The 13,673-nt window shown below is 60.3% G+C and carries 6 protein-coding genes; 1 reads left to right on the top strand and 5 read right to left on the bottom strand.

Features of this window, described 5'->3' with window-relative positions:
- On the bottom strand, window positions 1–5,270 hold a 5,270-nt coding region (locus NKI15_RS31465), incomplete at its 3' end, for a beta strand repeat-containing protein (RefSeq protein ID WP_352888086.1).
- 323 nt (window positions 5,271–5,593) lie between these two features.
- On the opposite strand from NKI15_RS31465, the gene NKI15_RS31470 reads away from it, so the two are divergent.
- A complete protein-coding gene (locus tag NKI15_RS31470) occupies window positions 5,594–6,538 on the top strand; it encodes a transglutaminase-like cysteine peptidase (protein ID WP_023704344.1) in 945 nt (314 codons plus the stop codon).
- An 85-nt stretch (window positions 6,539–6,623) separates the two neighbouring features.
- On the opposite strand, the gene NKI15_RS31475 is transcribed toward NKI15_RS31470, so the two are convergent.
- From NKI15_RS31475 to NKI15_RS31490, 4 genes are read right to left on the bottom strand one after another with little or no spacing between them, the layout of a single operon-like run.
- Complete coding sequence (locus NKI15_RS31475) at window positions 6,624–7,265, bottom strand: ribbon-helix-helix domain-containing protein (protein WP_023667950.1); 642 nt, start codon at window positions 7,263–7,265, stop codon at window positions 6,624–6,626.
- On the bottom strand, window positions 7,255–8,544 hold the full coding sequence (locus NKI15_RS31480; RefSeq protein WP_023667951.1) for an HlyD family type I secretion periplasmic adaptor subunit: 1,290 nt from the start codon (window positions 8,542–8,544) through the stop codon (window positions 7,255–7,257). The genes NKI15_RS31475 and NKI15_RS31480 overlap by 11 nt, the downstream gene beginning before the upstream one ends.
- Window positions 8,545–8,587: 43 nt before the next feature.
- A complete protein-coding gene (locus tag NKI15_RS31485) occupies window positions 8,588–10,720 on the bottom strand; it encodes a type I secretion system permease/ATPase (protein WP_023691465.1) in 2,133 nt (710 codons plus the stop codon).
- Between the two features lie 37 nt (window positions 10,721–10,757).
- The gene (locus NKI15_RS31490) at window positions 10,758–12,206 is read right to left on the bottom strand and encodes a TolC family protein (protein ID WP_023704343.1); all 1,449 of its coding nucleotides are present in this window, start codon (window positions 12,204–12,206) and stop codon (window positions 10,758–10,760) included.
- Window positions 12,207–13,673: the final 1,467 nt, after the last annotated feature.

Here is a 13,673-nt window from a genome sequence, read left to right on the forward strand (position 1 = left end):
TCATAGACGGTGGTGGTGGCGCCGCCGGCAGCCGGAATGGCGTCGGTCGGGGTTGAATCGCCGATGGCGATGGTCAGCGTGGTGTGCGAGGTGTCGCCGTCGCCGTCCTTGATGGTGTAGGTGAAGACATCGCTGACGCCGCCCTGCGTGCCGGCATCGCGAACATAGGAGTAGGAGCCGTCGGCGTTGAGCGTCAGCTTGCCGTAGCTGCCCTGGACCTGGGTGCCGAGCGTTGCGGCATTGTCGACATCGAGATTGGTGTTGCCGGCGGCAACGCCGACCACGGCAGCGCCATCGGCGCCCTTGACGTCGATGCCGGTGACCGGCGAGGTGGTGCCAACCGCGCTCAGCACATTGCCGGTCTCGGCGGTGAACTGGTTGGACGCAACACTGTCGGTATCGGCGTGTGCGGTCGGCACGTCGTCGACGATGGTGATGACGATTGCCGCCGGGGCTGACGAGGAGGTGCCGTCCGACACGGTGAGCGAGAAGGTCTCGGTCTCGGTGACGGCGGGAACGTCCGTGGTCGGACTGGTCAGCGTGTACTGGTAGGTCGCTACGCCAGTTACCGCGTTGTAGCCGGTGATCAGCAGCGTGCCGTGGTCGCCCGGGAAGGTCGAACCGTTGAGGCTGCCGATGGCAACCGTGGTGCCGCCGATGGTGACGCTCTGGACGTCGTCGAGGCCGTCGGGGTCCGATACCGTGAAGGTGCCGGTCGCCACCGTGCTGCCGTTGCCGGCCGCCGAGCCCGCCGCAAGGCCGGCTTCATAGACCAGGTCGTGCGCGCCGGCCGGGTTGCCCTGGTCGACGACGATCTGCGGCACGTCGTTGGTGCCGTTGATGGTGATGGTCAGGGACGCCAGAGCGGTATCGCCGTCGCCATCCGCCACAGCATAGTCGAAGCTCTCGGCCACGGTCTGGCCGACATCCAGCGCCTGTACCGCGGCATACCCGGCCGGGTTCTGGGCTTGGGTGTAGAGCACATATGTGTAGCTGCCGTCGGCGCCCACCGTAAGCTGGCCGTAGGTTCCAGCAACGTGGTTGGCAACGGCGCCGTCCCAGGTGATCGAGCCCAAGCCGTCGGTGCCGAGGTGATCCGCGTGGCCGTCGGTTGCGTTTGCGTCGGCGCCACCCACGCCCGTGATCACATTGCCGTCTGCCGTGAGCGGCCCATCTTCGGTGACCGAGTCCTGATCGTTGACCGCAACCGGGCCATCATCCTGGAATTCGATGCTCAACGCGACATGGGATACGGCGGTGCTCGTGTCGCCGTCGAAATCGGTGATGGTGGCCTTGACGTGCAGGTCGGCGGCGACGGTCGCTATGTCGTCAAAGGCTGCGGTGCTTGAACCGTCGACATTGTGAGCGATCGGCTGATATTGCCCGATCCAGACCGCTCCGGTCGGATCGACATAAACCTTGAAGACGTCGACGCCGTTGGCAGAACCAACGAGAACGCCGTCCGCATTTGTCGAGAGCATGATCGCCGAGCCGTCGAGTGTCTTCAGGCCGGAATCGACGTTTGACAGCGGATTGCCAATCGCGTCGGTGACGGCAAACGAGAATGTCGCGTCGTCATCGGCGCCGACCGAGGCGTTGAAAAGGCCGAGCGCGCTGGCTGACGATTTTGCGTAGCCCAACGCCCCCGGCTCGTCCACCAGAGCTGGCGGGGAGAGAGCGGTGTCATCCGCCGGATTGGGATCTGCGGCGTTGTTGACGCCGGCGGACTCGTCGTGGCTGACCCGGAAGACCTCGGTCTGCGTTGTGACTGTCGTGACCTTGGCTTCGATGCCGAAGATCTTGAACGGGTTGCCGCCAGTCAGGGTCGCATCGGTTCCGCCAGCGTTGGAATCGAAGGTAAAATCGTTGTAGTTGCCCACCTTGAGCTGGTCGAACGGGGTGCTGCCGATGACCTCGACAGTCGCACCATCGGGCACGCCGGCGAAGGCATAGCCCACCTGCACGCCGCCCTCGAAGACAGCCGTGCCGGCCGTCAGCACACCATTGATGCTCACGGTGAACGGCTCGAATGTGCCACCGTCCTTGGCGCCGATGAACATCACGGCGGCTTCGACACCCTGGGCTTCCGCAACATCGATCGTGAACTTGACCGAGTCGACGTCGTATGAACCACCGTCGGTGATGCTGGGCGGATTCGGATTGTTGGGGGCGATGACAAGATTGTTGACGAAGTCCATCGTCACGATTTCGGGGCCGGTCAAATGCGGATGGGTTTCGTATCCGTCGATGATCTGGCCGTCGCCAACGCCGATCTTGGTGCCGGTGGTGTTGACGGAATTGTCGCCTTCGTTGATGTCGACGGCGCTGAGCTTGATGTCGTGGTTGCCTGCGCCATCCATGCCGCGAACATCGGTGTTGCCGGCCTGCAGCGTGTAGACGATCGTTTCGGTCGTGGTTGTGGTCGTCGTGCCGGCATCCCGCGCGACGATCTGCGGAACGTCGTCGAGCACCTGGACCTTGAATGTACCAGCCGCCAGTCCGATGGTATCGCCGTCACCGTCCATGGCAACGACAAAGGCCGAAAGATCGATACCGCCATTGGCAAGCGTATTTTCGGTGTTGTCGCCCGGGAGCATATCCAGAGTCGGATGATCGATCTGATCGATCAGGGTGAAGACATAGGAGCCGTCCGCACCGACGGTCAGGGTGAAAACAGGACGATCCGTGCCCGCCTGATAGCCGGCGCCGGCGCCTACATCGACATAGCCGGTCAGGGTCGTGCCGTCGGAGACGATGAGGACATTGCCGCCTTTCGAATCAAATCCCGAATCCGATGGGGTGGTTTGGGTGACAAGGCCGAAGGCCGAAGTCGCATTCGGGCCGTCAGAGCCGAAGTCGACGATTGCATTCAATGCGCCGGCAGCACCGATGGCAACCGCGGAGTTTGTTCCGGTCACTTCGCCAGGCTGAAGATTGTCGGCATTTCCGGTGGACTGGCTGTTGTGCAGACCGTCTTCGTCGACATTCGCGGTGACCTGGGCGGTGCCAGTAACCTTCGGCCCGTCATCGTCGAAGGAGAATGCGGAGCCTTGGCCGTTGATCAGGTCGACGGTCGCCTTCTCTGTGATGGTGTCGCCGTCGCCATCCTGGCGCGTTACCTCATATTGCAGCTGAACCTGGCCGCCATTGGTCAGCGACAGATTGAGTTCGGAATCGAACTTGTTGCCGTCGGCGCCATGGTTGAGCGCTTCGTAGAGCGTGGTCTGCAGCTGCTCGGCGCCAGGCGCCCCGGTGATCGCGATGGTCAGAACCTGATCGCCATGCGTGTCGCGGCCGACGATCACTCCTCCTTCGAGGAAGAGCGTGACGGCGCCGCCGTCGGTGGCGGTGAGATTCGTGGCAAGGCCACCGGCCGGAATGCCGGTAAAGCTCAGATTCCCGGTAACGGTACCAGGACCGTCCGAACCATAGCTGCCGCCGACAGTGAACAGATTGGTCAGTCCGCCTGCTACCGCGGTGTTGACCTGCGCCAGGCCCGGACCGGCATCATCCGTGTTGGCGTTGCCGCCGGCATCTTCGGTCTCGCCGATAGCGCCATTGTAGCGATCCGCGCCAACCGTCTCGTCAAGCTCGACGGAAAGCAGGCCAGCCGCTCCATCGTGGGCGCCGACCGTTAGGCTTGGCCCATCGTCGTCGAAGGAGAATGCGGAGCCTTGGCCGTTGATCAGGTCGACGGTCGCCTTCTCGGTAATGGTGTCGCCGTCGCCGTCCTGGCGCGTTACCTCATATTGCAGCTGAACCTGGCCGCCATTGGTCAGCGACAGATTGAGTTCGGAATCGAACTTGTTGCCGTCGGCGCCATGGTTGAGCGCTTCGTAGAGCGTGGTCTGCAACTGCTCTGCGCCGGGCGCGCCGGTGATCGCAATGGTCAGGACCTGATCACCCTGCGTGTCGCGGCCGACAATCACTCCTCCTTCGAGGAAGAGCGTAATGGCCCCGCCGTCCGTGGCAATGAGATTCGTGGCAAGGCCACCGGCCGGAATGCCGGTGAATGCCAACTGCCCGGTCGTGCTGCCCGGTCCGTCTGCACCGTAGACGCCGCCAACGGCGAATAGCGAAGAAAGGCCACCCGCCAGGCCGGTCGTCACCTGGGCCAGGCCAACGCCGTCATCCGTGTTGGCGTTACCGCCGGCATCTTCAGTCTCGCCGCTATTGTAGCGGTCGCCGCCGACCGTCTCGTCGAGTTCGACCGAAAGCAACTGTGCCGCTTGCGCAGTTGCCTGGACCGAAAGCGTTGGGCCGTCGTCCAGCACACCAATATTGAGGGTCGCGGTGGCCGGATCATTGTCTGTGTCTGTAACCACGACGGCAAAGCTGTCGGAAACCCCCTCGGTCGTTCCGGTCGATGAGTTGTCGTGATGATCAAGAGTGTTGTCGGCAAGGGTATAAATCCAGCTATAGCCGTTCGTAGGATTGCCGGTGACCACGAGCGTGCCGTATTGCCCGGCAACGCTGCCGCCGTTGGTCACGTCCACACCGTCAATGACAAGCGTCCCGATGCCATCACCCGAGACGATGTTGAAGGTCCCTGAAACCTGCTCGGCGGTGCTGGCCGGGTCCGTCCCGTCGGAAAGCGCGGCCTCGTTGACGACAAATCCGGAGCCAATGTCGATTGTCGGCGTCGTATCTTCTTCCCTGACCCCGATCGTCAGCTCACGCGGCTCCAGCCGTCCAAATTGCAGGTCCGTCGGCGGCAACAATGCGGAAAGATCGAAGCCGTCGCCGATACCACCTGGGGGAATGGTGAAGTCGCCGCCGGCACTGCCTGGGGCGCCGCCCGGGCCGGCCGAGATCGAACCATCGGCACCGAAGGCGACATCGACGTGGCTCGCTTCAAGAGCGGCCAGCAAGGCCACGCGCGGAACTTCGACATCACCGATGATGAAGGTCGGCACGTTGAGCGCGCCATCCTTGATGAGGATGACTGAACCGTCGGCCTGTTCCAGCAACAGATTGTGGCCGTCGACCTTGATGTTGTCGATGGAGACGTCCGCCGGAAGCTTCACGATGTTGCTGGCGTCGGCCACGTATTCATGCGGCGCGGCTGCCGCCGGCGCTTTCGCCTCCGCGGGTGCTGCCGGCTGAACGGGTGCGCCACTGCCGACATCGACCGGCACCGGCTCGGCAGGCGCCGCCTGAGCGGCCTGCGCTACCTGGATGCCTGCCTGCGATGGCGAGCCGCCATGTTCATGTGAAGAGTGCTCGTCCCAAGAATTCGAGACGGTATCCAAATCGTTACTCGTCGTCATCGCCAAACCCCTCCGGCATTTCCCGGATAGAGACAGTGACGACTTCTGCTTTGCAACTGTCCCGCAATCAATTTCATATATCCTGGTATGCAAGTCTCGGCATTTTTTACGCGTGGTAAACCCGGAAGATATAATCTGATATGCATTGGCCGCGCCGCGCCTCGTTTGATATCCGCCGGCTGAGCTGGATTGGTAAACAGAAGTATAAATTTGAATAAAATTTTACACAAAATGGGTATTCCCGATTGAAGGAAACTTATCCACCTTCCTTTCCAGTAATTTGAGACAAGATTGGTACCGTCCACAGTCAAGAGGTGGGCGTTATGAAAAAAGAAAAAACTGCCCTGGGAATAACCGGGCTCAGGCTCATCCTGCTGGCAATGGCGATCACAAGCCTGCCGCAGCCATCATCCGCGAAAGCAATTGCCGTGAATGCCGGCGCTGCCGCTGGAGTTCTGGCGGCGGTCGAAACCCCTTCCAGTCTCGGCGGCGTTTCGCTGGCTCGGCCGCAGCCATGGCAGCCGGTTCCAGCCTACCGGATCGGCATGATTTTCAGCAGCTATGGTCCTGTTGCCGTTGATGAAAAGCGTGGTTCTTCGATCGCGCCGCCCGCCGCCGGGATCGACCCGATCCAGACGGCGGCGATCATTCCCGGCGTGTTCGGTTCTGTTGCCCTATCGATGCGCAATTTCCCGGTTTCGGCGCGCTGGGCGCCGGTCTACAAGGCAATTGTCGACTGTACCGCGAGCAGCGCGTGCGAACGCAAGAACAGCGCCTTTGCCGAGATCGTCAAGGCAGCCGGGAACAAGCGCTTCATCGACAAGTTGTCCTTCGTCAACTCAAGTATAAATCGCGCCATCGCCTACAAGAAGGACAGCGCGGTTTACGGCAGGCTCGACTACTGGGCCAAGCCCGCGGAAATCCTTGAGCGGCGGGCAGGGGACTGCGAGGATTTCGCCATCCTCAAGATGGCCGCGCTGCTGCATGCAGGCATCCCGGCGCAGAGCATGTCGCTGGTCGTCTTGCAGGATCGCAAGCGCGGTTTCTTTCATGCCGTGCTGTCGGTCAGCACCGGCAGCGGCGTCTTCATTCTCGACAGTTTGAGCAATGTAGTTTCCCGCGACACAGACCTGCCGACCTACGTGCCGCTGTATTCGTTCAGCACCGATCGCGCGTGGATCCATGGCGCGAAGACCGGTTCTGCTCAAACAGCCGATATCAAGGGCGGCCTTTCGACGGTCGCGCCTGGTGAAGGTGTGCAGCCGTAAGCTCCCATCAGAGAGTCTTGAGCGCTCTATCTCTTGTTTGACGCAATTTTCCACGGAAACCGCTCACACTTTTCCCGGAATTGCTCTAGCCGCCGAAGACGAACGCCATCAGCAGTTCCGGCTCGACCACCGGCGCCCGCACCGCGCTCAGTTGACCGCGGTAGCGGCGGTCGCCGGCGCCTATGACGAAACCGGTCGCGACCGGCGTCTCGCCATTGGCGTCGAGCCTGGCGAATATGTCGGCGACATTGAGGTCCAGCGCCAGCTTGAGATCCTGGCGCGCGTCCTCGTTCGGCGCCACCGGCAATTGCCGCCGCACCAGTTGCTGGAACGGCGCATTGAAGGTCAGGATCTTCTTCGACGATGCCAGGGCAAAGGCCGGCGAGGGACAGGCGACGAGAATGGCGCTGATGGTCTTGATCGACGCGAGCCTCTGCAAGGTGAGGTTTTGGTCGGCCAATCCACGCATGCAGGCTACGCGAATTGCCGATGTCAGGTTTCCGGCGTTGGCGTGGCTCTCTGCAATTTCCTCGATCAGTGTGCCGATCGTGCATTTGCGGCTTTCCGCCATCTGCTTCAGCGATGTCCAGAACGCCCGTTCCAGACGAATGCCGCGGCGCGTGCCGCCACGCGCCACAACCCGGAACTCGAGACCGAAATCCTCACTCGCCAGCGGTGGCAGCAGCCGGTCGCGATCGACCGGGCGGGAGATCGCACTATCGCTCACTCATTGCCTCCTCCCGCGCCTTGTTGATTGGTTTCAGAAGGTAGGTGAGAATCGTTTTGCGTCCGGTCTTGATGTCGACCGAACAGATCATGCCGGGGATGATGGAATAGGTCTTGCCGTCGCGTGTCAGGGTCGATTTGTCGGTGGCGACACGCACCTGATAGTACGGTTCGCCGGTCTTCTGGTCGACAAGGCTGTCGGCAGTGATGTTCGACACCTTGCCTTCGATGCCGCCGAAGATCGAGAAGTCATAGGCGGTCACCTTGATCAGGGCATCCTGGCCCGGCCGGATGAAGGCGACGTCCCGCGGTGAGACCCGGGCTTCGACCAGCAGGGTCTCGGACGTCGGCACGATACCCGCGACGACCGCGCCGGGCTGGACGAAGGCGCCGACCGTGTTGATGTCAAGCGTGTTGACGATACCATCGACAGGCGAACGGATATCGGTACGCGCCACCTTGTCGGTGGCACCGCGTATCGTCTCGTCCACCACCGAGAGATCGGCCAGCGCCTGCGTCAGATCGCTGAGCGCTTCCTGTTGCAGCTGGAGGCCAAGTTCGTCGACCTGAAGCTTGGCTTCCGTGATGGCAGACCTGGCTTTCTTGATGGTCTCTCCGGCAAGCGTCAGCTGACCATTGAGCTCGGTCTGCTCGCGCTCGACGCGGAGCTGCTCGGTTCGCGCCATCAGGCCTTTCTTGACCATCGCTTCGACCAGCTTCGCCTCCTGGTCGCTGACGGCCAGGTTCTTGGTGAGGCGATCGGCATTGGCGTTGGCTTCGTCGAGTTCCTTCTCACGCTGATCGAGCCGCGACTTTAGAACCGACAGTTTGACTTCGAAGTTGTCGCGCCGCGCGATTAGCAGCTTCTGCTCGTTGTCACAGATTTCCGGCGCCACCTTCTGGATCTCTGACGGACAGGGAAACGCGCCCTCGAGGCTGCCGGTCTGTTCGAATTGGAGCCGTGCAATGCGCGTCTGCAGCGCCCGCGCCTTGGCCTGCTGCTCGCCAAGGCTGGAAGTGTTGAAGGTGTTGTCGAGACGAATGATGAGGTCATTCTTCTTGACGACCTGACCGATCGTCACGGCGATTTCCTGAACCACGCCCGGCTCGCTGGCCTGGATGATCTGGGTCTTCGACGCCGGTATGATCTTGCCGTCGCCGCGTGCGATTTCATCGACCTCGGCGAAGGATGCCCAGGCTACCGAACTCGCAAAAAGCGCCCCGATAATGAATATCGAAGCCGACGCAAAAAGCGGCGGACGGTCTTCCCTGGCTAGCATTTACCACGTCCCAACGTGCTGTGTTCACGCATAATTCTGTTCGTCAGGCGCTTGTTTTCTGCAGCGCTTGTATCACTTGGTCTTTCGGTCCATCGGCAACGATCTTGCCCTGCTCGATGACGATCAGGCGGTCGGCCAGCTCGAGCATGCTGAAGCGGTGCGTCGATACGATCAGGGTCGTGTTGCGATCGAAAGCCACTTTGAGCTGCTTGATCAGCTGGCGCTCGGAAGCCAGATCCATCGAGCCGGACGGCTCGTCCAGGAACACGATTTTCGGTTTGGTCAGCAACAGGCGGGCAATTGCCATTGTCTGCCTCTGACCGCCCGAGAGATTGGTGCCGCGCTCGCCGACATTCATGTCGTAGCCTCGCGGATGGCGGGAGACGAAGTCGTCGACGCCTGCAGCCTTGGCCGCCTCGACGATCTGCTCATCGGTCGCCTCCGGGCACGCCATCAGGAGATTTTCCTTGATGGTGCCGGAAAATAGATCGTTGGCTTGCGCGACGATCCCGACCGCGGCGCGAACCTCAGATGGGTGATATTGGCGGATGTCGATCCCGTCCAGCAGCAGCTCGCCGGAGGTCGGCAGGAAAAGCCTGCCGATCAGCCGCCCCATGGTCGTCTTTCCCGAGCCTATGCGGCCGATGATGCCGATCCGCTCACCGGGCTTCACCGAGAAATTCAGGCCGGTCAGCACTTCGTTTTCGGAACCCGGGTAGACAAAGCCGACATTCCTGAATGCCATTGCACCGTTGCGAATGGGGCGGTTGACGAAACCAACCGTGTCCGGCCGATCCTCAGGCTGCGCCATGATCGAATTCACCATTCGCAGGGACAGCATCGCCTGGCGAAGTCTGGACAAGGTGATCGCAATCTGCCCAAGCGGGGCCACCGCCCGGCCCGCCAGCATGACGGTGCCGATGATGGCGCCGGTCGAGACATGCCCTTCCGAAAAGGCATAGGCGCCGGCCACGATCAAAGCGACGGTGACCATCTGCTGGATGGCTTGGGTTATGTTGCCGGCGGCAGCCGAAAGCTGTTTGATCTTCTCGGACGTGTTGGATGCGTTCTTGGAATGCTCCGCCCATTTTCGCAGAAGGTAAGCCTCTGCGCGCAGCGATTTGATCGTTTCCAGCGTGGAGATGGATTCCACCAGCAGGGCCTGGCGCTGCGAAGCCTCGTTCATGGAAGCGGCAACGCGTTTGCCGATGCGCCGTTGCGTGATCAGCCCGACGATCACCGAGGCGACAAAGGCAATGGCCGGTATGACGACCAGCCAACCGCCTATCGCATAGATGACAAGAAGAAAGACGAAAACGAAGGCTGTGTCGATGAAGACGCTGATGGTGTTCGACGTGAAAAACTCGCGCACGAACTCGTACTGGGTCACCCGATTTGCATATTCGCCGGTTGAGCCGGGCCTTGCGGACAAGGACGAATTCAGCACCTTCTCGAAAAGCATATAGGAGATGCGAAGATCGGCCTTGCGCCCGGCATAGTCGATCAGTGACGCTCTGGCGGTCTTCAAGAGCAGGTCGAACAGAATGACCGCGCCGATCCCGATCGACAGCACCCAGAGCGTCGATATCGCCTTGTTCGGCAAGATCCTGTCGTAGACGTTCATGGTGAAGATCGGTGAGGCAAGAGCCAGCAGATTGATGAATACCGCCGACAGGATGACCTTCGAATAGGTGCGCCAGAACGGCCCCATCGTGCCGGTCAGCCAATGTCGCCGCTCGATCTTGGCCGCCGAACCGACGCTCATCGCCTCTACTGCGTTGGCATAGGTTATCGAGAAGGAAACGCCGCCACTAATATAACTTCCGGAAAACTCGGATTTGCTAATTGTGGTGCGCCCGTCTTCCTGGGGAGCGGTCGTAAATCCACCGTCCTCGGTCTGGGCAAGCAGCGCAACCGGCAACTGGCTGACGCGAAACAGAATGGCGGGAAGGTCGATGCGTCCGCGAAGAAAGTCGCGATGGCTGAATTCCGTGATTTCAAGACCGATGCGTTCGGCAAGATGCCGGATGGCGTCGATATCGATGCGGGTGTCTGACAGCGGCACGCCGGCAAACAGCACGGTCTCGGAACTCGGCCTGCCGAGGTACCCGGCAACAGCGGAGAAGCAGGCCTTGAACGCCTCTTTTGGGGAGAGGATTTTGGGTTGTGGGTTCACGATCAGCCCGCAGGACTATCGTTCGTCCTTGACCTTCCTACTTCTTTCTTACCGGTGCGAGGATGTCGAAAGGCAGATCGTTCGTCTGCTCCGACGGCGTGCGCGCATACGTTTCGGTGTCGGCCGTTTCAGGCGCATTGAACTCGGCCTTGGCATAGGCGGTGGCCTGTTTTGCCGGCTGAAGATTCATGGTCTTCAGCAACTGCCCGGTTGCCGCCAGCAGCCGGTACTGCGCGAAAAGCGACGCGTAGGATGCGGTGTCGGCAAGCGTAGCTGTGTTGAACCGCGTGTTCTGCGCGTCGAGCACGTCGAGCAGCGAGCGCTGTCCGACCTTGAACTGCTCGCGATAGGACGCCACCAGCCTTTCGTTGGCGGCAGCCTGAAGCTTCAATGTCTTTGCCAGATCGGCCTGCCGGAAGCGGCGATCCCATGACGTACGGACGGCTTCCTCGATCTCGCGCAGAACCTGGTGCAGCACAAGGCGCTGCTCGCTGGTGCGGCGGACCTGCTCTTGCTCGTTGGCTTTGTCGATGCCGCCGCGATAGAGGTTCCAGCGCAGCACCAGCCGCGCCTGCAGGTCGCTAGCGTCGCCATCGTCGCCGTCGATGTCATAGCCGCCGCGGGCGCGGCCTTCGGCGATGACGGAGGGCCCGAATTTCGCCCGCGCCGCATCCACCAGGGAGGCGGCGGCGTCGATATCGCTGTTGGCCATGTGGACGCGCGGATTGTTCTGTCGCGCCAGCCCTAGCGCGTCGTCGAGCGACCTTGGCAGCGCGCTCGAGACATCGCCTGGCCTTGACGCGTTGGTCAGCGGCTTACCGACCGTCTTGAAGAACCGTATCTTGGAAGCCTCCAGTTCTTCGGTCGCCTCCTGCATACGTGCCTTGGCAGCGAACAGCCGCTCCTCGGCCTGCTGGCGATCAGCCTCGTTCAACGCGCCGCCTGCAATACCTTGCCGGATGTCGCCGAGGATTGCCTGGTGAAAGCCCAGATTCTTCTTCGCTTCCGAAACGATCGAAGCCTGCAGCATGTATTCGAGATAGTCCTGGACGACAGACAGTCCAATGAATTCAGACCGTTCCAGCACCCGGAACGATGCGCCGTCGACCCGCGACGCCTGACGGTTCAGTTCCGCCCGCCTTGCGCCGCTGTCATAAAGCGTCTGCGTGACAACGACATCGGCTTCCGCCGGATAGAGCGCGTCATCCTCTATGGACAGCGAACGCCGGGAGGAATTGTCGAGACGACGAACCCCCGCCGACGCCTCGACATCGACGCTGGGAAGATAAAGTCCCTTCGCTTGGCGTAGCTCGAATTCGATTGCTTCGCGGTTTTCGATCGCTTGGCCAATTTCGGGGTTGGACTCCACCGCAACCGCCATCGCCTCCTGGAGAGTGAGCGCGTGAGCATTCCCACAGCTCAATATGGCGACCGTCGTCAGCAGGCCAAGGCGCTTGCCAATGGCCGGCATAACTATTGTTTTCATTTTGCCCATCCCAACGTTTCCCCGCGCCCTTATCTCCGGGCGCTACAACTCAAGCGTGATTGTTCACAAATTTACAAAATATGTGAGCGCTTATTGATTTAGTGACCGGTAAAACGCTGAGTTCAAGCCATAAATCTAAGGAATGTAGCAAAAATAGCACATAAAGATACTCAGGTGCGGTTTCTGGCAACAGCCATCCGGGTTCGCGCAGGCAAAGGAGAATGCTCCCCGGGAAGGGACCGCAGTGGCAACTTACAACCAATCTGCTCAGATAGCCTGACTATTTCTGGGGCGCATATTCATCTGCGAGCCCACATGGCAATTGGTTGGCAACAGGATGAACTTCGAGGCAAGTGAGCCCGTCCTAATCCGGCGCGTCAACTCGTAAATCCGTTCCACGGATTACAACTGCCTGCAAGCTGCCGCATGTTCGTACTTCCCAAGTCTCATCGGCCATATCGAGACGCTAGACCGTCAGCTGGTCGCGCGGCTGTTGCCACAGCTGCCGATCTGCAACCGGCCCCAATTTCCGACGTTCTGGACCTGGTCTCCCAAGGTTTGGAAAACGAGGTCAGCTATGGTCGGCAGTTCGGGGTCGCGGGAGCATACGGGAAGCTTTCAGATTTTGGCCCACGAAGAACTCAACAAAATCAACGATTTTCATTCGCCCTCCGGGCCTACCATAGCCATTGATTTTGAAACGCGCAAATGCACCTGGAGCAGTGACGGTAATTTCGAAAAGTGTTGGGCGCGGCTGTCGAACGCCACAAACTGCAAAAAATCGTCCGATTGATCCCGATAGTTGGTGAAACCTCAAAATATTTTTTGCGCCGATTTTTCCTTTAAATCAAAAGGGTAATTTTTTGACGGTTCTGGTGGCGGACTTTTTTGCTGTGATGGAAAATACTGACAGTCGTTCAATGGGTTATAGGCTGTATAAACAATCGAGTGGGAATGATTCAGGCCCACTCAAACGCCGCCGAAAATACGCCAATCTGACGTAACGCGCTGAAATAAAAACAAATCCTTTCAGGATGATCAGCGACAATCGGTGCTTAGAGATTGCCTTTGACGGACCGCCTGACGGACCTTCCGCATATTCCGCGGCTATCGCAAGAGTGCCGGGCGTTTTTGCGTACTGGCCGAGGTCCCTTGCTTGGCAAGTTCCTCCGCGACAAGGATCTGCTCGACAGCATTTTCGTCGCTATTGCCCATGCGGAGCCCCGGAGGATCAAAACCGGTCAGCAGCATGACGCGGACGGTTCAGAGCAAGCGACTCAGATTTCCGATTTGCTCAGAGTCCCCCAGCCTGTGGCTCTGTGCAGCAGGCCTTGAGAGTCTGGGTCGACCTTTTTGGAAGCTCGCCTGCAATCGGGTAGTGTGCTGAGAGTTCTGCAAATTCGCTGAGAGGGGGCGGTCATGGCAGGCTGGTGATTGTTCACGTCACCTGATTCCCGCGAAGGAACG

The sequence above is a fragment of the Mesorhizobium sp. M0862 genome (assembly GCF_040319795.1).
Classification (GTDB): Bacteria; Pseudomonadota; Alphaproteobacteria; order Rhizobiales; family Rhizobiaceae; genus Mesorhizobium.